Consider the following 20,316-nt stretch of genomic DNA (forward strand, 5'->3'; position numbering starts at 1 on the left):
GCGTCACCGGCTGAGTTGGGGCGCGCTGCCCGCGGCCGCGGCGCCCGCGGGCAGCGGCAGGCGCAGGACGAAGCGGGCGCCGCGCGGGGAGTCCTCGACCCGCAGCGTCCCGTGGTGCGCGTCCGCCGTGACACGGCACAGGGCGAGGCCCAGCCCGGTGCCCTTGGGGTCGCGGCGGCGCCCGTCCTTCAGGCGGACGAACGGCTCGAAGACCCGCTCGCGGTCCTCCGGCGCGATGCCGTCGCCGTCGTCGAGCACGGTGACGACCGCCTCGTCCCCGTCCCGCCTCACCATGACGTCGACCCTGCTGCACGCGTGGCGCTGCGCGTTGACCAGCAGGTTGGTCAGCACACTGCACAGCTGGACCCGGTTGCCGAGGACGATCACCTCGTCCTCGGCCTCGACGCGCACGGGCACGCCGTCGGTGCGGGCCGCGGCCTCCTCCCGCGCGAGCGTCCCGAGGTTCACCGGCTCGGGCTGGTGCGTCGCGGCCGTGCGGACCCGGGCGACCGTGAGCATCTCGTCGATGATCGCCTGACACCGCTCGGTGGTCCGAACCGCCGTGCTGATCGTCTCGTACGGGTCGGTCTCCTCACGGTAGAGCAGGGCCTCCTCCAGCTGCGTGCGCAGCCCCGCGAGCGGGGTCCGCAGCTCGTGGGAGACCATCGAGGCGAAGTGCCGCTGCTGGCGCACCGATGTGTCGAGGCGGTCGAGGAAGCTGTTGGAGGCCCGTGCGAGCTCGGCGATCTCGTCGCGGCCGTGCGGCTGGGGGACGCGCAGGCTCAGGTCGCGCACGCTGATCTCGGTCACCCTCTCGCGAATCTCTCTGACCGGGCGCAGCGTGCGGCCCGCGACGCACCAGCTCGCCCAGGTCCATCCGGCGGTCATCAGCAGCACTCCGATCGCGATGAACAGTTCCAGCCGATGCGTGGCCAGGAGGCCGGGCTCGGGCCTCCCCGCGTACACGGCGTGCGGCTCCCCGTTCCAGAACAGCCGGGACTGCACGGGCAGGACGCGTACGGCGGTGAGCACGACGCACCGGTCCCCGTCCGGGCAGTCGATGCGGTACTGCAACCCGTCCTCGCCGTCAGGGAAGGGGGAGGTCAGCGGGGCCCGCCCGCTCGCCGCCCGGCTGGCGGTGATCACCCGGTTGCGGGAGTCGACGAGCTGCACCAGGTCCTCGTGCGCGGCCGGCGGCTCGGGGACGCCGTTGGGCCCCATCGAGGCGATCCAGTCGGTGGCCACCCGCTGGGTGTCTATGAAGAGATGGCTGTGGATCCGGTTGCGGACGGTGAGGTCCAGGCCGAACCCGATCACCGTGAGGACGAGGAGGGAGAGGACCGCGCTCATCAGGGCGGTCCTCGCCTGGATCGAGCGCGGGCGTAAAAGGGAAGGCATGTGCCAGCCCGCCATGACCCCTCCATCCGTGTTCGCAATGCAATGCTGAGGAAAAAAATGTTAATGAGGGATATCCGGAAACTGAGCCTCCTGAACGCCTCGAATCGCAACCCTTGCGATAACAAGGCGAAGGATCGACGTTCGCTTTGCCTGATCAAGCATTTTCGCTGGTAGGCGGCTTGGATTGAGCATTTTTCAATGTGAAGGATGTTTTTCCTGAGAAGACAGTGCTCGCTCCGGCGGCCAGGACGAGACAGGCGGCGACGACCGCCGCGACCGTGGGCCAGGGGACGACCAGGGGAACGGCCGCGCCGGACTTCTGCGCCAGCCCGGCGCGCATTCCGAGCAGCGCGGGAACGGCCACGGCGAGACCGAGCACGGCGCCGATTCCGGTGACGAGCGCCGCCTCGACGGCCGCCGCCGCGGTCACCTGCCGCCGCGTCGTGCCGGACAGGCGCAGGACCGCGAACTCGCGCGCGCGTGCCGACGCCGCCATGACCTGCGTGTTGACGATCGCCAGGCCCGAGTATCCCGCCGAGACCCCGACCAGCAGGAGCGTGAACAGCCAGACCAGCCGGTCCTCCTCCGCCTGGTCGCCGGCCGCGCGGTCGGCGACGCTCACCGTCCTCGCCCCCGGGAAGGCCATCCCGGCCGGCCGGGACACGTACGCCTCGGGGGTCAGCGCCGACGGGTCGTGCGCCCGCACCGTGTCCCTGGAGACCAGCACCTCCGCCGGCGCGCCGGACGGGACCGCGGCGATCCGCAGGCGCACCGTGCTGCCGTCCTCGAAGGTGAGCGGCACGACGTCTCCCGTGCGCCAGCCGTGGTCCCGGGCCACCCACTCGGAGACCGCCGCTTCGTCCCCGGCGAGGCCACCGTCGCCCAGCGCGGAGAGCGGCCGGGCGCCGTACACGGTCGTGGGCAGCGGCGTTGTGATCGCTCCGGGGGCCGACGCCGCCGCGAGCGCCGCGTCTGACAGGCCGGGGGCGCCGTCGGGCACGAGCACCGCCGCCGCGGAGGTGCTCGCCGCCCGCTCCGCCGCGTACGCCGCGGCGGTCGTGCGCACCATTCCCGTGACGAGCACGGCGAAGCCCACGGTCAGCAGCACCGGGGCCGCGGTGGCGGCGGTGCGCCGCACGGCGGTCATCGCGCTCCGCCCGGCCAGCATGCCCACGGCCGGCCGGGAGATCGGCCACGAGAAGCCGCGGACGAGCGGCGGGAAGACGACCGGCGCGAGCAGGGTGAGCCCGGCGATCAGCGCCATCGCGGCGAGCAGGACGTCGTTGACCAGGGCGTCCTCGCCGGCGGAACCGCTCGCCACCGCCAGGGCCAGACCGCCCGCGACCGACACGACCCCCGCGATCCACCGCACGCGCGTCATCGGCGTGCCGCCCGCCGCGTGGTCGCGAAGGGCCTCCAGCGGGCGGACGCGGGCGGCCCGGCCCGAGGCGGACCAGGCGCCGAGCAGGCCCGCCGTGATCCCGGCCACGACCGCCGCCGCCACGGGCAGCGGGGTGAACCGCACGCCGAACGACTCGGGCTCGAAGCCCGCGGCGACGAGCACCCCGCCCACGGCGGGCGCGACGGCCGCGCCCAGCAGCGCCCCGGCCGCGGCGGCGACGACGCCCACGGCGAGCGCCTCGCCGTACACGATCAGCCGCACCTGCCGCGGGGTCGCGCCGACCGCCCGCAGCAGGCCGAACTCCCGGCGCCGCTGCGTGACCCGGAACGCGAACGTGGAGGCCACCACGAACACCGACACGAACCCGCCGAGCAGCGCCATCGCGGTCAGCACCTGCATGCCGATCCAGCGGGTCCGCGCGTCGGCCGCGGGCTCGGCCGCCGCCCGGTCCGGCCCCGCCAGCACCCGCCCGGACCCGCCGACGACGCCGAGCACGGCACGCCGCACGGCGGCCCGTACAGCGGCAGGGTCCGCCCCCGGCCGGGTGAGCAGTCCGATGACGCGCACGCCGCCCCCGAGGCGCGCGGCCTCGCCGTCCGAGACGTACGGCCCGGGGCCGTCGGTGAGCCCGCTGACCGTGTACGGCGCGGGGCCCCTGGCGGTCAGCAGCGTGACGGGTGAGCCGGGTGCGAGTCCGAGCGCGCGATCGAGCACCACCTCTCCGGCGCCGACCGGCGGCCTGCCCGCCACCAGCCGGTGCGGCGCCAACGCCGCGGTGCTCCAGCCCCGTGCCTCGTGCGCGCCGGCCGGCCTGCCCCGGACGACGGCCTGGGCGTAGAAGGCGCGGTCGGGGACGGCCGCCGCCACGCCGGGCACCGGCGTCAGCGCGCGGACCAGCGCCTCCACCGTCTCCGGGGACCAGGGCCGGTTCTCGGCGAAGTTGTTGTCGTCCCCGGGCACGCCGGGGGTGTGCACGAGCAGGGGCGCGGCGGCGTACCGCGCGGGCACCCGCGGGCCCGCCGACGTCAGCAGCAGCGCGCTCGCGGTGAGGACCGCGGCGCCGAGGCAGAGCGCGACGAAGGTGCCCGCGAGCCCCGTCCACCGGCCCCGGAGCAGACAACGGAGCAGAGACGGGGTCAGCATGCCTCCTCCAGGAGGGCCATGCGGGCGGCGATCTCGGTGGCGCTCGACCGCCCGAGCTCCCCCGCGAGCCGGCCGTCGGCCAGCAGCACGACCCGGTCCGCGTACGCCGCGGCGGCGGGGTCGTGCGTGACCATGACGACGGTCTGCCCGTGGGCGTCGACCAGCGCGCGCAGGAGTTCCATGACCACGCGGGACGCGGCCCGGTCGAGCGCGCCGGTCGGCTCGTCGGCGAAGAGCACGGCGGGCCCGGTTCCTCGCGCCCGGGTGATGAGTGAACGGGCGATCGCCACCCGCTGCCGCTCGCCGCCGGACAGCTCGGCGGGCCGGTGCCCGCCCCGCCGGTCGAGGCCGACCCGGGCGAGCGCGTCGCGCACCTCGTCAGGGCCGGGGCGGCGCCCGGCCAGGCGGAGGGGGAGCGCCACGTTCTCCTCGGCGGTGAGCGCGTCGACCAGGTTGTAGTCCTGGAATACGAAGCCGATCCTTTCCCGGCGCAGCAGGGTGAGCGCCTTCTCGCTCAGCGGGCCGAGGTCGGTGCCGCCGATCAGCACGGCGCCGGACGCCGGCCGGTCGAGCCCGGCGGCGCAGTGCAGCAGCGTGGACTTGCCGGAGCCGGAGGGCCCCATCACGGCGGTGAAGGTCCCCTGGCCGAAGCCGAGGGTCACGCCGTCGAGAGCGGTCACCGCGCTGGGCCCGGTGCCGTACACCACGCGGACCGCGTCGAGCAGGACCGCCTGCCCGGTTGTCTGTGTCATGTCGCTCAGCCAATCGGCGGCGGGGCCGCGAGGCACTGGCGCTGGGGCGAGAACCGGGGGTATCCCCAGCACTACCGACATCGGCGCGCCCAGCGGTTAGCGTCGGTGCCGTGGCCACCCCGCTCCTCGCCTCCGCCTCCGCCTCCGCCCCCGTGCCCCTGGTGCCCCGGACCGCGCTGGACGCGCTCGCCGGGCCGCCGCAGCGTTTCCTCGCCTCGGCCTGGCCGTGGAGGTCTCTGGCATACCTGCTGGCCGGGGTCGTCCCCGGCCTGGCCTTCGCCGCCGTCCTTGCGCCCGTCCGCGCGGTGGGGGGCCTGCTCTCCGTGCCGCTGTCCCTGGGGGTGGCCGCGCTGCTGCTGACGCCCGTGGCCCGGTTCGAGCGGTGGCGGATGCGCCTCGTGGACCGGCAGCCGGTGCGCGGACTGCCGGACGGCTGGTGGCCGGGGTGGCGCGAGGCGGGGCACGCCGTCGTGGCGCTGGTCGCGCTCTGGTGGGCCGACCTGCTGCTGGTGGCGGCCGCGATCGCCGGGCCTGTGGTGCTGATCCTCTCCCCGGTCGTGCAGCCGACCCCTCCCGAGGGCGAGGCCACGCTGGGGGAGACCTTCCTCGGATCGGCCGTCGGGCTGCTGCTGGTGCCCGTCGCGGCGTACACGGTGGCCGCCTGGGCGGGCGCCCGGGCGGCGATGGCGCGGGCGATGCTCGTGCCGCAGGAGGCCGAGATGCGGGAGATCGCGCGCTCCCGCACGCGGCTGGTGGACGCCTTCGAGGCCGAGCGCCGCCGCATCGAGCGCGACCTGCACGACGGCGCGCAGCAGCGGCTCGTCGCGCTGTCGATGAAACTCGGCCTGGCCGGGCTCGACCTTCCGCCGGGCTCGCCCGCGGCCGTGCGGCTCGACGAGGCGCGCGAGCTGGCCGGTCAGGCGCTCGCGGAGCTGCGCGAGCTGATCCGCGGCGTCCATCCGCAGGTGCTCGCCGACCGCGGGCTGCCCGCCGCCGTACGCGACGTGGCCGGCAGGTCGCCGGTGCCCGCGCGGGTGGACGTCGAGCTCGACCGGCGGCCGCCCGAGCGGGTGGAGGCGGCGGCCTACTACGTGGCCTGCGAGGCGCTGGCGAACGTGGCCAAGCACAGCGGGGCCGGTTCCTGCGCGGTGCGCGGCCGGCTGCGCGGGGACAGCCTCGTGCTGGAGATCGCCGACGACGGGCGCGGGGGAGCGGACCCGGCGCGCGGCACCGGCCTGACCGGGCTCGCCGACCGGGTGTCGGCCGTCGGGGGCGCGCTGACCGTCGAGAGCCCGTACGGCGGCCCGACCACGGTGAGGGCGGAGTTCCCGTGCGCGTGGTGATCGCCGAAGACTCGGTGCTGCTCAGGGAGGGCCTCGCCGGCCTGCTCGAACGGTTCGGGCACAGCGTCGTCGCGGCCGTCGGCGACGCCCCCGGGCTGATCGCGGCGGTCGCCGGGCAGGACCCGGACGTCGTCGTCGCCGACGTGCGCATGCCGCCCGGCTACAGCGACGAGGGGCTGCGGGCCGTGCTGGAGCTGCGGGCGGCGCGGCCGTCCCTCGCGGTGCTGGTCCTCAGCCAGTACGTCGAGCAGACCTACGCCGCCGAGTTGCTCGACCAGACCCGCTCCCCGGGCGGGGGCGGCGTCGGCTACCTGCTGAAGGACCGCATCGGCGACGTCACGCAGTTCGCCGACGCGGTGGCCACGGTCGCGGGCGGCGGCACGGTGATCGACGCCGAGGTCGTCCGGCAGTTGCTGCGCGGGCGGCGCGACCCGGTGGCCCGGCTCACGCCGCGCGAGCGCGAAGTGCTCGCGCTCGTCGCGGAGGGACGGTCCAATGCCGCGATCGCCCGCGCGCTGTTCGTCTCCGAGGCGGCGGTCGCCAAGCACATCGCGAGCATCCTGGCCAAGCTCGACCTGCCCCCGGACGCCGACGACCACCGCCGGGTGCTCGCCGTGCTCGCCTACCTGCGCGCCGCCGTGTGAGCGGGACCTCGGCGCCGCCGCGGAGGGCGCCCGGTCAGCGGCCGGCGCTGAAGACGACCTTCTCGGGCACGACGCGGACGGTGATGCGCTGCTCTCCCGGCTGCCGGTAGGGGTAGGCGTCCACGCCGAGGTACTTCTTCGCCAGGCCGTCGATGACCGCGTCCGCGCCTTCGAGCTCCAGCTCGGCGGCGCCCGAGACGCTGACGAAGCGGAAGGCGTTCTCCGGGTCGAGCACGCTGACCGACACCCGGGGGTTGGCCCGCAGGTTCCGCTCCTTCGCCCGCCCCACGGCGGTGTTGAAGATCACGGCGTCTCCGTCGTAGTCGACCCACACCACGGTGTTGTGCAGCGATCCGTCCGGCCGGACCGTCGTCACCCAGGCGTGGACCGGTTCCTTCAGCAGAGCTACGGCGTTCTCATCGAGCTTGCTCATCTGCTCCTCCTCGGTCGGTCAGCGCTGCCGTCAATCGGCGGCAGACACGAGATCACATTCTTCCCCCGATGACGGGGTGGGAAGACGCCCGGGCGAGAGCCGGGCGGAGCGTCGTTTCCTGAGCCATCTCACCACCTCGACGACCACGGTGATCGACAGCACGATGCCGAGGCCGAGGAGCAGGCCCCTGATCGGGTCGTTCTCGAACGCCATCCCGCCGAAGAAGCCGATCAGCCCGGAGTACACCGCCCACGAGCCCGCCGCGATCGCGTCGAAGAACGTGAACGAGCGCAGCGGATACCGTACGGCGCCCATGGTGACCGTGGTCGCGGTGCGCCCGCCGGGGATGTACCTGGCCACGACCAGGACGAGCCCGCCCCGCTCGGCCAGCGCCTTCCGCGCCCAGACGAACGGCTTCTTCTCCCGCAGCCTGCCCGCCGACCTGCTGCCGATCAGATAGGAGACGTGGTCACCCGCGCACGCGCCGAGGGCCGCGACCACGATGACCAGGGCCAGGTTGGTCTCGCCCGACGCGGCGAACACCGCGGCGGTGATCACCGAGGTCTCGGCCGGCACGACCGGGAAGAACCCGTCGAGCAGCGCCAGGGCGAACAGCGCCACGTACAGCCAGGGCGATGACATCACCTGCTGGACCAGGTCGAGGATGGCGTGCGTCATGAGCGTGACTCCGATCGTTGGACACTCGTACACCGTGTCGGCCTGTCGGCGTCGAGGACATCCGGGAGATCCCGGATCGGACGCGGGCCCGTCCCTCACACAGGGGTCGGGGCCGACACGCCACGAAGCTAGACACTCCGCGGGTCACGGCACATCGGACGATCGGCAGACCTCACCCCCTACTTTCGTCGCGTGAGGGGTCCCGGCCCGGGCGTCACCCGAGGTCGGCGTCGTGGACGAGGATCGCCGCCTGCACCCTGTTGGCCAGGCCCAGCTTGGCGAGCAGCCGGCTCACGTGCGCCTTGACGGTCGGTTCGGACAGCTTCAACTCCCGCCCGATCTCGGCGTTCGACAGGCCACGTGCCAGTGCCCTGACCACGTCTTCCTCCCTGGCCGTGAGGGCGGCGAGCCGGTGACGCGCGACCTCGGCACGCGAAGGCGCCTTGTGCGCGAACGAGCCGAGGAGCCGTTTGAGCACGGAGGGCGAGAGCATCGCGTTGCCCTCGGCGACCGTGCGGACCGCGGCGATCAGTTCACGCGGCGGGGTGTCCTTGAGCAGGAACCCCACGGCGCCGAGACGCAGCGCCTCGTGGACGTACTCGTCCAGGTCGAAGGTGGTCACCATGACCACCTTCGGGGGGCCGGCGGCGCGCAGAAGCCGTCCCGTGGCGGTCAGGCCGTCCATGCCGGGCATCCGGACGTCCATGAGCACGACCTCGGGCCTGAGCCGGGCGGCCGCGCCGATCGCCTCCTCGCCGTCGCGTGCCTCGCCGACGACCACCACGTCGCCCGCCGCCTCCAGGATCATCCGCAGCCCCGACCTGACCAGCGCCTCGTCGTCGACGATCAGTACGCGGATCATGCGGCGGGAATCCTCGCCCGTACCCGGAAACCGCCGTCGCACGGGCCGGCCTCCAGGGTGCCCCCGTGCAATTCGACACGTTCGCGCAGGCCGACCAGGCCCCAGCCGGACTTCGGAAGTTCCTCGCGTGCGGCGGACGGCGCGTTGCGGATGACGATCTCGAGACCGGTGGGCAGGTAACGGACGGCCACGTCGGTCTCGGCGCCGCCCGCGTGCTTGTGCACGTTGGCCAGCGCCTCCTGCACCACCCGATAGGCGGTGCGTTCCGCGGACTGCCCGATCGGGCGGGCCTGGCCCTCGTCACGCCGGTTGACCACGAGGCCGAGAGCGCGAGACTGCGCGAGCAGCCGGTCGAGGTCGGCCAGTGTGGGCTGCGGGTCGCGGGAGGCGTCCTGCGCGCGCAGGACGCCGAGCACCTCGCGCAGGTTGCTCAGCGCCTCCCTGCCGACGTCGCCGATCAGAGCGGCCGCCTTGGCCGTACGCTCGTCCGGCGCGCCGACCTCCAGCGCGCCGGCGTGCAGGACCATCAGCGACACCCGGTGCGCGACCACGTCGTGCATCTCCCGCGCGATGCGGGCGCGTTCCTGGGCGCGTGCCCGATCCGCGCGCAGGACCTGTTCCCGCACCAGTTGTTCGGCTCGCTCGCGCATGGCCACGAGCACCTGCCGTCTGGCGTGGCTCCACAAGCCGGCCACCAGCGGAAGCCCGACCAGCGCACCGCCCAGGATGAGCACGTTCGGCGAAGAGCCCATCGCCAGCGCCCGGTGGCCGCCGCTCAGGGAGGAGACCACTCCGCCCAGCGCCCACACCGCGGACGCGCCGGCCGCGTAGAGCCACAGGGTCCGGCGGCGCCCCAAGTGCAGGCCCGCGTAGTAGGAGGCCACGATCGCCGGCGGCCACATGGCCGGCCAGACATAGGCGACGGCCGCCATCACGGTCACCGGCCAGACCGAACGCCTGGCGACGACGGCGGCCGCGGCCGCGGCCGCGGCGATCGTCAGGGCCACCGGGGCGGGCAGCGTCGTCGCGACGCCGGCCCAGCCGTACGCGGAGCCCGCGCAGAGCAGGAACACCGCGCCGCCGAGCGCCCACGGCAGGGCCCGATCCAGGATGTTCACGCTCAGAGGCTATTGCTGCGTCCGGCGGGGCGACCCCCTACGAAAGTCGCGCACGTCGCGTGACCTTCGCAGGGGACGGTACGGCGGCGCCGCCCGGCAGGGTGACGGGCATGAGACAACTCCTGATCGCCGGCGTGATCGCCCTGGCTCCGCTGACCGGCGGCGCCTCCGCCTCCCCCGCCTCCCCCGCCGCCTCCAAGCCCGCCCTGCCCGCTCCGACCGGGCGTTACGCGGTCGGACGGTCCGACGTCCACCTGGTCGACTCCCATCGGCCCGACCCCTGGGTGGACGGCAGGCCGCGAGAGCTGATGGTCTCCCTCTGGTATCCGGCCGTGAAGGCGAAGGGCCCGACCGCGCCGTACGTCACCCCGCAGGAGTCGGCGCTGATCCTCAAGGGCTTCCCCCAGCTGAAGGACCTCCCGCCGGACACGCTCACGAAGACGAGGACGTACGCCCGCGCCGACGTGCCCGCGCTGGCGAAGAGAGGCGGATGGCCGCTGGTGGTCATGTCGCCCGGCATGACCATGCCACGGGCCACGCTGACCTCGCTGGCCGAGGAGTTCGCCAGCCGGGGCTACGTGGTCGCGGGCATCGAGCACACCTACGAGTCGGTCGCCACGACGTTCCCCGACGGCAGGACCGTCACGTTCGAGGCCGGTGCGGGTGGTCAGACCACGGAGCTGGGGGAGAAGGTCGCCCGGGTGCGGGCGGCGGACACGACCTTCGTGCTGGACCGGCTGGAGCGGACGAGGCGCTGGAACCGGCTGATCGACGAGCGCAGGATCGCGATGGTCGGGCACTCGGTCGGCGGCCAGAGCGCGGCCCACCTGCTCGCCGTGAGCGATCGGATCACGGCCGCGGTCAACCTGGACGGCTCCTACAACCCCACGACCCCCGCCAAACCGATCACCAAGCCGTTCATGATGATCGGCACCCCTCGGCAGCAGCCGGTCGCCGGCGGGGAGCCGAAGTCGTGGGACCTGTTCTGGCCCCATGTCACCGGCACGTGGAAGCGCTGGCTCACCGTCACCGGTGCCGAGCACGTGAGCTTCGTCGACTACGCGGTGCTCGGGCCGCAGCTCGGCATGCAGGTCGCCCCGATGAACGGTGAGCGATCCCTGCGGATCACCCGGGACTACGTCACCGCCTTTCTCGACACCCACCTGAAGGGCGAGCGACGGCCGCTTCTGGACGGGCCGTCGGCCAAGTATCCGGAAGTCGGCTTCTGGTAGCCGGACGAGCGGGCCGGATCAGCGTGCGGAGACCGGCTCGGGGGTGGGCATGACGCGCCGGACCTGCTCGCGCACGCGGGGCGCGAGGTCGGCGGTCGGCGCCTTCTCGGTACGCAGCCGGTTGAGCGCGAAGGCGAGCGCGGTGCCCCACAGCAGGTGTCCCGCCAGCAGCGCGGCCTGGCGGCCGGGGCGGTCCTTCGGGACGGGCGGGTACGCGCCGACGCTCGGCGCCAGGCCCTGGTAGCCGAAATACCACACCAGCAACCCGTACGCCGTGCCGATCGGAACGGGCACCCGCTGCCCCGCCGACAACAGGCCCAGCACCGAACCGCAGGAGGAGCCGAACGCGAAGTGCGCGATCGTGCCGAGCACGTTCTCGCCCCTCCTGGGCTTGTCCCGCCCGGGAAGGGTCAGCCGCGCGAACCGCCGCGGCGGCGGCTCCTCCAGCAGGCCGGCCCTGTCCGCGGCCATCAGCATCGCGCTGTACACGGCCGTCGCGAGCGCGCCGCCGACGGCGCCGTTCACCAGGTTGCGCATCATGAGGAGCCTTTTCCCACCCGGACCGGATCACCTGCCCTCGCGGTGCCCCGTTCTCGGTAAACAATCAAGGTCCGCCTCTGAGGCCGCCCGTGAACGGGATCATCCGGGGACGACGGTGGTGAGCAGGGTGTCCCAGGCGGTGAGGAAGCGGTCGAGGTTGTATCGGGCCAGTGCGGCCGAGCGGGCGGCCTTGCCCGCTTGGACGGCGAGCTCGCGTTCGTTGGCGAACTGGTTGAGCGCCCGTAGCAGCGTGGGCAGTTTGGTGGAGACGATTCCGGCCTCCGGCGGCACGGCCTCCACGGCTTCGGTGGTGGCGAGCGCGACGATCGGCATGCCGATCATCATGGCCTCGATGAGTGACAGGCCGAGCGAGGTCCAGCGGTAGGGGTGAAGGTAGACCCGGCGGCGGGCCAGCTCGGCGTGCATGGCGGCCTGCGGCAGGTCTTCGAACGCCTCCATCTCCCCGGCCAGGCCGAGTTTGGCGGGCAGGTTGGTGACCTTCATGCCGAACACGTCGAGCGGGGTCGCGGCGGCGAACGTGGGAAGCAGGTCGGTGCCCGCGACCCGCCAGCGCCTGATCGGTTCGTTGACGACCACGCCGGCACGGGGCAGTTCGCCGGTGTAGAGGTAGCCGGGGTCGACGACGCCGTGCTCGATGACGTGGGTGGGGGCGCGGCCGGAGTCCCAGAACAGGTCGTTGAAGTGGGTGACGTGGACGATCGGGATGTCGTCGCGGTCGGCCAGAGGATGACGGGTCTTGGGCACGTCCCCCGCGGGCGTGTTGTGCTCGACGTAGACGCCGGGCACGTCGCGCCCCAGCCATTCGCGGGCCAGGTCGAGCTCGTGCGGCCGCTGGTAGACGACCACGTCGACGTCCTCGCCGGCCAGCCGGTCGTACGGCACCTCCCGCACGGTGCCGGGCCAGGGATAGGTGTCGGCCCGGCCCCGCCCGTCGGGCCCCCGGTCGGGGGTGAGCGGCACCAGATAGTCGTGCCTTCCATGCACGAAAGAGGTGGTCCACGAGCCGTGGACATGCCAGACCATGATCTTCATCGCGTCGCTCCCCGTTCTGCCGACCTCGGAACACCGTGCCCTCCGCCCGCGGGCGCCTCACCCATCTGCCCTGGTCATGCCCCTTCATCCTCAGCTGTGAGCTGAATTCCCCCGAGCACCAGATCGACGGCCGCGGCGAGGTCGGGCGCCACCTCGGGGGCGGCCGCGACCTCCTCGGGCAGCGTCACCGGGGTCGGCACGAGGATGCCCCGGGCGCCGGCGGCGCGGGCGGCCTCGACGTCCCGGCCGATGTCGCCGATCACCACGCAGTCCTCCGGACGTACGCCGAGCCGCCGGGCCGCGCGCAGCACGAGACCGGGCGCGGGTTTGCGGCAGTCGCAGCGGTCGCCGTCGTCGTGCGGGCAGACCTCCCACACGTCGAAGGGGCCGAGCAGCGCGTCCACCCGGTCGTTGACGGCGCGCAGGGCCTCCGGGGCGATCAGACCCTTGGCGACTCCCGACTGGTTGGTCACGATCCCGACCGGGACGCCCTCCGCACGCAGCCGGTCGAGCACGGTCCGGGCCTCGGCGACGGGCTCCACCCGCTCAGGATCACTGTTGTAAGGAACGTCGTGAATGAGCGTTCCGTCACGGTCGAAAAGCACCGCGGCGGGTGGACGGGCGGGCTGGGACACGAGCGACCTCCTGCGTGAATCGCCCGCCGGGCTACCCGGGGGACAGATCGGCAAACACCGCCACGACTCCGCCCACGACTACGCAGAGTAGTAGTTATTGAGTGCATCCCCCACTCACGTCGACTTCTCTACAAAGGAGTGTTTGGTAGCGCTTCTCTCGGTAACCAGACCTCCACTGCGCAACGGAGGGAAACCGATGCGGTTCTTGGGGATAAATGCGATTTTTCATGATCCAGCCGCCGCGCTGGTCGTGGATGGTGAGGTGATCGCCGCAGCAGAGGAAGAGCGCTTCAGCCGGCGCAAGCACGGCAAGCGCCCGGTTCCTTTCTCCGCCTGGGAACTGCCGGAGCTGGCCGCCGCGTGGTGTCTCGAACAGGCCGGCCTGCGGCCCGAGGACCTCGACGGCGTCGCCTACTCCTACGACCCCGAGCTCGTGGTGCCCGGCGGGCCCGGGCAGGACGGGCACTGGGAGGACCTGCGCACCACCTACGCACGCCGCGCCCCCGACTTCCTGGCCTCCGCGCTGCCCGGGCTCGACGCCGCCCAGGTGCGCTTCGTCCCCCACCACATCGCGCACGCCGCGTCGGCCGGGCTGGCCGCGCCCTACCGCGAGTCGGCGGTGCTGGTCTGCGACGGCCGGGGCGAGGCCGTCTCGCACCTGGCCGGGCACTACCGGGACGGCGAGCTGACCGTCCTGGCCAGCCAGGCGCTGCCGCACTCCCTCGGGCTGATGTACGAGGACCTCACCCAGCACCTCGGCTTCCTCCGGTCGAGCGACGAGTACAAGGTGATGGCCCTCGCCTCCTATGGCGAGCCGCGCTTCCTGCGCGAGATGCGCGAGCTCGTCCACCCCACCGGCGACGGCGGCTTCCGGGTCGAGCCGATCGACTGGAGCGTCTACGCCAAGGCGCTCGGCAAGGGCGAGAAGTGGACGGCCGACCACGCCGACCTCGCCGCGAGCGTGCAGATCCGCCTTGAGGAGGTGCTGCTCGACCTCGCCAGGTGGCTGCACGAGCGGACCGGCGCGCGCTGTCTCACGATGGCCGGGGGAGTGGCGCTCAACTGCGTGGCCAACACCCGGCTCTTCGCCGAGGGCCCGTTCGAGGAGGTCTGGGTGCAGCCCGCGGCGGGCGACTCGGGCACCGCGCTCGGGGGAGCGCTGCACCTCGCCCAGGCCGGCGGCGACCCCGTCACGCCGATGCCCGGCGCCGACCTCGGGCGAAGCTGGACCGACGAGGAGCTGGGCGCCTGGCTCGACGTCGCGCGCGTGCCGTACGAGCGCCCCGCCGACCTCGCCACGACCGTCGCCGCCGAGCTCGCGGCCGACCGAGTGATCGCCTGGTTCCAGGGGCGCGCCGAATACGGCCCCCGCGCGCTCGGCCGCCGGTCGCTGCTCGCCCACCCCGGCAACCCCCGCAACACCGAGCGGCTCAACGACGTGAAGGGCCGCGAGCAGTTCCGTCCGATCGCCCCGATGGTGCTGGCGGAACGCGCCCCTATGATCTTCGGCAGGGGCCCGACGCCGAGCCCGTACATGCTCTTCGTCCACGACGTGCGGCCGGAGTGGCGCGACCGCCTCCCCGCGGTCGTGCACGTCGACGGCACGGCCCGGATCCAGACGGTCGAGCGCGGCCGCGACCCGCTGCTGGCAAGGCTGCTCGAGGAGTTCGAGGCGCGCACCGGGCTGCCTGTGGTGGTCAACACGAGCCTCAACACGGCCGGCCGGCCGATGGTGGACGACCCCCGCGACGCGCTGGAGTGCTTCGGCTCGGCCCCGGTGGACGTGCTCGTCCTCGGTCCGTACGTCATGCGCAGGGGGGCGGTGTTCGCCGGATGACGACTGAGACGACCCGGGAGACGAACGCGGCTCCCACCGGGGAGCCGCACCAAGAAACGGGACAGGCCGTCACGGTCGTCGTCCCGACGATCGGGCGCCCGAGCCTGGCCGCCACGCTCGCCGCCGTCGGTCCCGGCCCTGAGATCGTCGTCGTGGACGACCGGCCGGAGGAGAGCAGGGGCGACGACTGGGAGCCGCTGCAGGTGCCCGGCCGCGTACGCGTGCTCAGGTCGGGCGGGCGCGGCCCGGCCGCCGCGCGCAACGCCGGATGGCGGGCCGCGACGACGCCGTGGGTGGTGTTCCTCGACGACGACGTGGTGCCGGGCCCCGGCTGGGTCCGCGCGCTGACGGACGACCTCGCCCGCCTGCCCGGGAACGTCGGCGGGAGCCAGGGACGGCTGGAGGTGCCGTTGCCGCCGGGCCGCCGCCCGACCGACGCGGAGCGCAACACCGCCGGGCTGGCCGACGCCGACTGGATCACCGCCGACATGGCCTACCGCAGGACCGCCCTGGAGGCGACCGGCGGCTTCGACGAGCGTTTCCCCGGCGCCTACCGGGAGGACGCCGACCTCGCGCTGCGGGTCGAGCGGGCCGGGTTCGCGCTGGTGAAGGGCGAACGCCTGACCCGCCACCCGGTGCGCGACGACGGCTTCTGGTCCAGCGTGCGCTTCCAGCGCGGCAACGCGTCCGACGCGCTCATGCGGCGCGTGCACGGCCGCGACTGGCGGGCGGCCATCGGCGGTCACGGCGGCCGGCTCAAGCGGCACGTCCTCACCACCGGCATGGGCCTGCTCGCGCTCACGCTCGCCGCCGGTGGGGGGCCGCGGCGGCGGCGACTGGCCGCCGCTGCGGGACTGGCCTGGCTCGGCCTCTCCGCCGAGTTCGCCTGGGCGCGCATCGCCCCGGGCCCGCGTACGCCGGAGGAGGTCGCGCGCATGGCCGTGACCAGCCTGGTCATCCCTCCGGTGGCCTGCGCGCACCGGATCAGAGGCGAGGTGAAGGCACGGACGGGGAGGCGCTCGTGATCGGGACCGCTCTGGTGGTGCGGCCCGACAACGCGGGGGACGTGCTGCTCGCGGGGCCCGCCGTGCGCGCCGTCGCCGCCGGGGCGCGGGAGGTCGTGATGCTCGCCGGTCCGTACGGCAGGGCCGCGGCCGAACTGCTGCCCGGCGTCGACCGCGTGCTGGAATGGCGTGCCCCGTGGATCGACCCCGACCGGATCCCGATGACCTCCGAGCACGCGGCCCGCCTGGTGGAGCAGGTTCGCGCCGTCGGCCCGGACGCGGCCGTCGTCTTCACGTCCTTCCACCAGTCGGCACTGCCGACGGCCCTGCTGCTCCGGCTGGCCGGAGTGCCGCGGATCGCCGCGATCAGCGAGGACTACCCCGGCTCCCTGCTCGACGTGCGGCACGTCGTGGACGAGAGCGTGGACCTCCCCGAGCCGGAGCGGATGCTCGGCCTCGCGCGCGCCGCCGGCTTCGACCTCCCGCGGGGCGACGACGGGCGGCTCGCCGTGCGTGGTCCGCTGCCGGACGTGGAGCACCTCACCGGCCCGCCCGGTTATGTGGTGGTGCATCCCGGCACGACCGCGCCGGCCAGGGCGTGGCCCGCCGAGCGGTGGGCGGAGGCGGTCGAGGCGCTGCTGGCCGCGGGTGAGCGGGTCGTCGTCACCGGCAGCCCGGGAGAGCGCGCGCTGACCGCGCTCGTCTCCGGGCCCGCGCTCGATCTGGGCGGGGCGACCACGTTCGCGGAGCTCGCCGGCGTGCTGGCCGGGGCGTCGGCGGTGGTCGCCGCCAACACCGGCCCCGCCCACCTCGCCGCGGCCGTCGGCACACCCGTGGTCAGCCTGTTCGCGCCGGTCGTGCCCGCCGCCCGCTGGGCGCCGTACGGGGTGCCCACGGTGGTGCTCGGCGACCAGGACGCCCCCTGCCGGGGAAGCAGGGCGCGCGTCTGCCCCGTGCCCGGGCACCCGTGCCTGGCCACGGTCGGCGGCGAGCAGGTGGTCGACGCGGTGCGCCGCCTCATACCCGCCGAAGAGGCGGTGAAGGAGAGGGTGCCATGAGGATCGCCCTGGTGTCGGAGCACGCCAGCCCGCTGGCGACCCTCGGCGGTGTGGACGCCGGCGGGCAGAACGTGCACGTCGCGGCCCTGGCCCTGGCCCTGGCCGAACGGGGCAACGAGGTCGTCGTGCACACCCGGCGGACCTGCCCCGGCCAGCCGGACGCCGTCCCGATGGCGCCCGGCGTCACCGTCGAGCACGTGCCGGCCGGCCCGGCGGAGCCGCTCCCCAAGGACGAACTGCTGCCGCACATGCCGGAGTTCGGGGCGCACCTGGCCCGCAGGTGGAAGGCCGAGCCGCCCGACGTGGCGCACGCGCACTTCTGGATGAGCGGGCTGGCCACCCTGACGGCGGCGGAGCCTCTTGAGATCCCGGTCGTGCAGACCTACCACGCGCTCGGCACCGTGAAGCGGCGCTGGCAGGGCGAGGCCGACACCAGCCCGCCGAGCCGGCTCGCGATCGAGCGCGACATCGGCCACCGGGCGGTCGCGGTCGTCGCGACCTGCTCCGACGAGGTGGGCGAACTCGTCACGATGGGCGTGCCGCGCGACCGGATCGCGGTCGTGCCGTGCGGCGTCGACCTCGGCGTGTTCCGCCCGGACGGCCCGGCCGCCCCGCGCGGCGACCGGCCCCGGGTGCTGAGCATCGGCCGCATGGTGCCCCGCAAGGGGGTGGACACCGTCGTCCGGGCGATGCGGCACGTGCCCGGCGCCGAGCTCGTCATCGCGGGCGGCGACCCGGGCGACGAGGAGAGCACGCGGCTGCGCGCGCTGGCCGACGGCCTCGGCGTCGGCGACCGGGTCCGGCTGATCGGCAGCGTGAGCCGGGCCGGCGTGCCGGCCCTCATGCGCTCCGCGGACGTCCTGGTGACCGTCCCCTGGTACGAGCCGTTCGGCATGGTGCCCCTGGAGGCCCTGGCCTGCGGGGTGCCGGTGGTCGCTTCCGCGGTCGGCGGCCACCTCGACACCGTCGCGGGATGCGGCGTGCTCGTGCCGCCCCGGCGGCCGCGCGCGCTGTCCCGCGCGCTCTGCGATCTGCTGACCCGGCCCGGACTGCGGGCGGCGCTGTCGGCCGCCGGAGCCCGGCGGGCCCGCGCCCGTTACGGCTGGCCGAGGATCGCCGAGCAGACCGAGTCCGTGTACCGAAACCAGGCCGGCGGGTGCCTGGGCACCCTCGCCGCCGCGGGAGGCTGAGCGATGCATCCTCACCTGGCCCGGCTGAGCACCGCGCTGACGGCGGTGGACCCGGAGACACCCAAGATCCACGCCTGGGGCTACAAGCTCGCGGCGGTGCTGAGCGGCGGCGGGCGGCTGCTCGCCTGCGGCAACGGCGGCTCCGCCGCCGAGGCGCAGCACCTGACCGCCGAACTGGTCGGGCGCTACCGCGCCGACCGGCGGCCGTACGCCGCGATCCCGCTGCACGGCGACACCTCGTCGCTGACCGCCATCGGCAACGACTTTGGCATGGCCGAGCTGTACGCGCGGCAGGTGCGGGCGCACGGCCGCCCCGGCGACGTGCTGATGTGCCTGTCGACCAGCGGGACGAGCCGCAACGTGACCGAGGCGGCCGAGGCCGGCCGCGAGTGCGGCCTGACGACCTGGGCGCTGACCGGCCCCGGGCCGAACCCGCTCGCCGAGCTGTGCGACGAGGCCCTGACCGTGCCCGCGGACGACACCGCGACGATCCAGGAGGTGCATCTCACGGTGATCCACATGCTCTGTGACGTGATAGAGAAGGCCGTCGCGTGAGCGGACCACTCGTCATCGTCGGAGACTCCCTGCTCGACGTCGACGTCGAGGGCACCGCCGACCGGCTGTGCCCCGACGCCCCCGTTCCCGTCGTGGAGGGGCAGGCGGAGCACCACCGGCCGGGCGGCGCGGGGCTCGCGGCGCTGCTGGCCGCCCGCGACGGCACGCGGGTGGTGCTGATCACCGCTCTGGGCGACGACCCCTCGGGCCGCTGCCTGGAGGACCTGCTGTCGCCCACGGTCGAGATCGTGCGGTTGCCGCTGCGCGGCACGACCGTGCGCAAGGCGCGGGTCCGCGCCCGCGGGCAGACGCTGGTCAGGATCGACACCGGGGACGGGCGGGCGATGGGCCGGCCCGGCCAGATCGCCTCCGCCTCCGCGTTCGCCCGCGCGGCCGACGCCCTCGCCGCGGCGAGCGCGGTCCTGGTCGCCGACTACGGGCGCGGGGTGGCCGACCTGATGCGCGAGCCGCTGCGCGGCCTCGACGTCCCGCTGGTCTGGGACCCCCATCCCCGGGGGTCGCTGCCCGTCCGGGGATGCGCGCTGGTCACGCCCAGCGAGGCCGAGGCCCGCGGCATGTGCGAGGAGCCGTACGTCTCCCCGGAGCGCACCGCCCGCAGGCTGGTGCGCGACCTCGACGCCGAGGCCGTCGCGATCACACTGGGGGAGCGCGGGGCGATGCTGGCCCGGCGCGGCGGCAGGTTCGGGCCGGTCCCCGTCCCGCACGTCGCGTCCGGCACGGACGCCTGCGGCGCGGGCGACCGCTTCGCCGCGGCGGCGGCGCTCGCCCTCGCGGACGGCGCGTCCACCGAGGACGCCGTCGCCCGTGCGGTCGGCGAGGCGACCAGGTTCGTGGAGGAGGGCGGGGCCGCCGCGCTGCGCCTGCACCATTCCGGGCAGCACCGGCCCGGCCGGCACTGTCCCGCCGCCGAGCCGCCGGTGCCGTTCGCGCCCGGCGCGTCCGCCTTCGAGGTGGCCGCCGCCGTACGCGCCGCGGGGGGCCGCCTGATCGCGACCGGCGGGTGTTTCGACCTGCTGCACGCCGGTCATGTGAGCCTGCTGCGGCGGGCCCGGGCGTTAGGCGACGCCCTGGTGGTCTGTGTGAACTCCGACGACTCGATCCGGCGGCTCAAGGGGCCGAGCAGGCCGCTGGTGAGCGAGCGCGACCGGGTCGAGGTGCTGCGCGCGCTCGGCTGCGTGGACGCGGTGACGGTCTTCGGCGAGGACACGCCGTCGGAGGTCATCGAGCGCCTGTGCCCGGACGTGTGGGTGAAGGGCGGCGACTACGACGAGCGGTCGATGCCGGAGGCCGAGGCCGTGCGCCGGGCCGGCGGGGAGGTCGTCATCCTGCCGACCGTGCCCGGCTACTCCACCACCGGCCTGATCGCCGCCGCCCGAGCCGCTTCGTGACTTCGGCCGCCTATCGAAAGGGATCGACCT

General features: G+C 74.4%; 19 protein-coding genes. 9 read left to right on the top strand and 10 right to left on the bottom strand.

Features of this window, described 5'->3' with window-relative positions; genetic code table 11:
* Positions 1–3: 3 nt before the first annotated feature.
* The 3 genes from BXA11_RS33945 to BXA11_RS33955 form a co-directional block, all read right to left on the bottom strand.
* Positions 4–1,350 (bottom strand): sensor histidine kinase, encoded by a 1,347-nt coding sequence (locus BXA11_RS33945; RefSeq protein ID WP_159454890.1) that lies wholly within the window; start codon positions 1,348–1,350, stop codon positions 4–6.
* Positions 1,351–1,552: 202 nt separating this feature from the next.
* Positions 1,553–3,943 carry an ABC transporter permease gene (locus BXA11_RS33950; RefSeq protein ID WP_083744778.1) on the bottom strand — a complete coding sequence of 797 codons (2,391 nt, stop codon included), beginning with the start codon at positions 3,941–3,943 and terminating at the stop codon, positions 1,553–1,555.
* Positions 3,937–4,695, bottom strand: coding sequence for an ABC transporter ATP-binding protein (locus BXA11_RS33955; RefSeq protein ID WP_076441165.1), 759 nt, complete (start codon positions 4,693–4,695; stop codon positions 3,937–3,939). The genes BXA11_RS33950 and BXA11_RS33955 overlap by 7 nt, the downstream gene beginning before the upstream one ends.
* Before the next feature lie 110 nt (positions 4,696–4,805).
* On the opposite strand from BXA11_RS33955, the gene BXA11_RS33960 reads away from it, so the two are divergent.
* Entirely contained in the window at positions 4,806–6,038 is a 1,233-nt protein-coding gene (locus BXA11_RS33960) for a sensor histidine kinase (RefSeq protein ID WP_239105231.1), read from the top strand.
* Positions 6,026–6,682 carry a LuxR C-terminal-related transcriptional regulator gene (locus BXA11_RS33965; RefSeq protein ID WP_076441167.1) on the top strand — a complete coding sequence of 219 codons (657 nt, stop codon included), beginning with the start codon at positions 6,026–6,028 and terminating at the stop codon, positions 6,680–6,682. Before BXA11_RS33960 ends, BXA11_RS33965 begins: the two co-directional genes overlap by 13 nt.
* A 34-nt stretch (positions 6,683–6,716) precedes the next feature.
* Here the strand turns inward: BXA11_RS33965 and BXA11_RS33970 are convergent, their stop codons facing one another.
* From BXA11_RS33970 to BXA11_RS33985, 4 genes are all read right to left on the bottom strand, one after another.
* Positions 6,717–7,115 carry a PPOX class F420-dependent oxidoreductase gene (locus BXA11_RS33970; protein WP_076441169.1) on the bottom strand — a complete coding sequence of 133 codons (399 nt, stop codon included), beginning with the start codon at positions 7,113–7,115 and terminating at the stop codon, positions 6,717–6,719.
* 30 nt (positions 7,116–7,145) lie between these two features.
* The gene (locus BXA11_RS33975; RefSeq protein WP_076441171.1) at positions 7,146–7,793 is read right to left on the bottom strand and encodes a DedA family protein; all 648 of its coding nucleotides are present in this window, start codon (positions 7,791–7,793) and stop codon (positions 7,146–7,148) included.
* A 214-nt stretch (positions 7,794–8,007) separates the two neighbouring features.
* Complete coding sequence (locus BXA11_RS33980) at positions 8,008–8,655, bottom strand: response regulator (protein WP_076441173.1); 648 nt, start codon at positions 8,653–8,655, stop codon at positions 8,008–8,010.
* Entirely contained in the window at positions 8,652–9,773 is a 1,122-nt protein-coding gene (locus tag BXA11_RS33985; protein ID WP_239105232.1) for a sensor histidine kinase, read from the bottom strand. Before BXA11_RS33985 ends, BXA11_RS33980 begins: the two co-directional genes overlap by 4 nt.
* A gap of 110 nt (positions 9,774–9,883) precedes the next feature.
* On the opposite strand from BXA11_RS33985, the gene BXA11_RS33990 reads away from it, so the two are divergent.
* Entirely contained in the window at positions 9,884–11,005 is a 1,122-nt protein-coding gene (locus tag BXA11_RS33990; RefSeq protein ID WP_076441175.1) for an alpha/beta hydrolase family protein, read from the top strand.
* An 18-nt stretch (positions 11,006–11,023) separates the two neighbouring features.
* Here the strand turns inward: BXA11_RS33990 and BXA11_RS33995 are convergent, their stop codons facing one another.
* The 3 genes from BXA11_RS33995 to BXA11_RS34005 all read right to left on the bottom strand — a co-directional run bounded on the left by BXA11_RS33995 (position 11,024) and on the right by BXA11_RS34005 (position 13,233).
* A complete protein-coding gene (locus BXA11_RS33995) occupies positions 11,024–11,542 on the bottom strand; it encodes a DUF6789 family protein (RefSeq protein WP_204053965.1) in 519 nt (172 codons plus the stop codon).
* A 102-nt stretch (positions 11,543–11,644) separates the two neighbouring features.
* A complete protein-coding gene (locus tag BXA11_RS34000) occupies positions 11,645–12,598 on the bottom strand; it encodes a glycosyltransferase (RefSeq protein WP_076441179.1) in 954 nt (317 codons plus the stop codon).
* A 74-nt stretch (positions 12,599–12,672) separates the two neighbouring features.
* On the bottom strand, positions 12,673–13,233 hold the full coding sequence (locus BXA11_RS34005) for a D-glycero-alpha-D-manno-heptose-1,7-bisphosphate 7-phosphatase (protein ID WP_239105233.1): 561 nt from the start codon (positions 13,231–13,233) through the stop codon (positions 12,673–12,675).
* Between the two features lie 196 nt (positions 13,234–13,429).
* Here BXA11_RS34005 and BXA11_RS34010 point away from each other — a divergent pair, with 196 nt between their 5' ends.
* From BXA11_RS34010 to BXA11_RS34035, 6 genes are read left to right on the top strand one after another with little or no spacing between them, the layout of a single operon-like run.
* The gene (locus BXA11_RS34010; protein ID WP_076441181.1) at positions 13,430–15,070 is read left to right on the top strand and encodes a carbamoyltransferase family protein; all 1,641 of its coding nucleotides are present in this window, start codon (positions 13,430–13,432) and stop codon (positions 15,068–15,070) included.
* Positions 15,067–16,095 carry a glycosyltransferase family 2 protein gene (locus tag BXA11_RS34015; protein WP_083744779.1) on the top strand — a complete coding sequence of 343 codons (1,029 nt, stop codon included), beginning with the start codon at positions 15,067–15,069 and terminating at the stop codon, positions 16,093–16,095. Before BXA11_RS34010 ends, BXA11_RS34015 begins: the two co-directional genes overlap by 4 nt.
* Positions 16,092–17,132, top strand: a complete 1,041-nt coding sequence (locus BXA11_RS34020; protein WP_076441183.1) for a glycosyltransferase family 9 protein — start codon at positions 16,092–16,094, stop codon at positions 17,130–17,132. The genes BXA11_RS34015 and BXA11_RS34020 overlap by 4 nt, the downstream gene beginning before the upstream one ends.
* A complete protein-coding gene (locus BXA11_RS34025; protein ID WP_076441185.1) occupies positions 17,129–18,322 on the top strand; it encodes a glycosyltransferase in 1,194 nt (397 codons plus the stop codon). Before BXA11_RS34020 ends, BXA11_RS34025 begins: the two co-directional genes overlap by 4 nt.
* Before the next feature lie 3 nt (positions 18,323–18,325).
* Positions 18,326–18,877, top strand: a complete 552-nt coding sequence (locus BXA11_RS34030) for a D-sedoheptulose-7-phosphate isomerase (RefSeq protein WP_030512289.1) — start codon at positions 18,326–18,328, stop codon at positions 18,875–18,877.
* Positions 18,874–20,286 (top strand): PfkB family carbohydrate kinase, encoded by a 1,413-nt coding sequence (locus tag BXA11_RS34035; protein ID WP_076441187.1) that lies wholly within the window; start codon positions 18,874–18,876, stop codon positions 20,284–20,286. Before BXA11_RS34030 ends, BXA11_RS34035 begins: the two co-directional genes overlap by 4 nt.
* Positions 20,287–20,316 lie beyond the last annotated feature (30 nt).

The sequence above is a fragment of the Microbispora rosea genome (assembly GCF_900156315.1).
GTDB lineage: Bacteria > Actinomycetota > Actinomycetes > Streptosporangiales > Streptosporangiaceae > Microbispora > Microbispora rosea.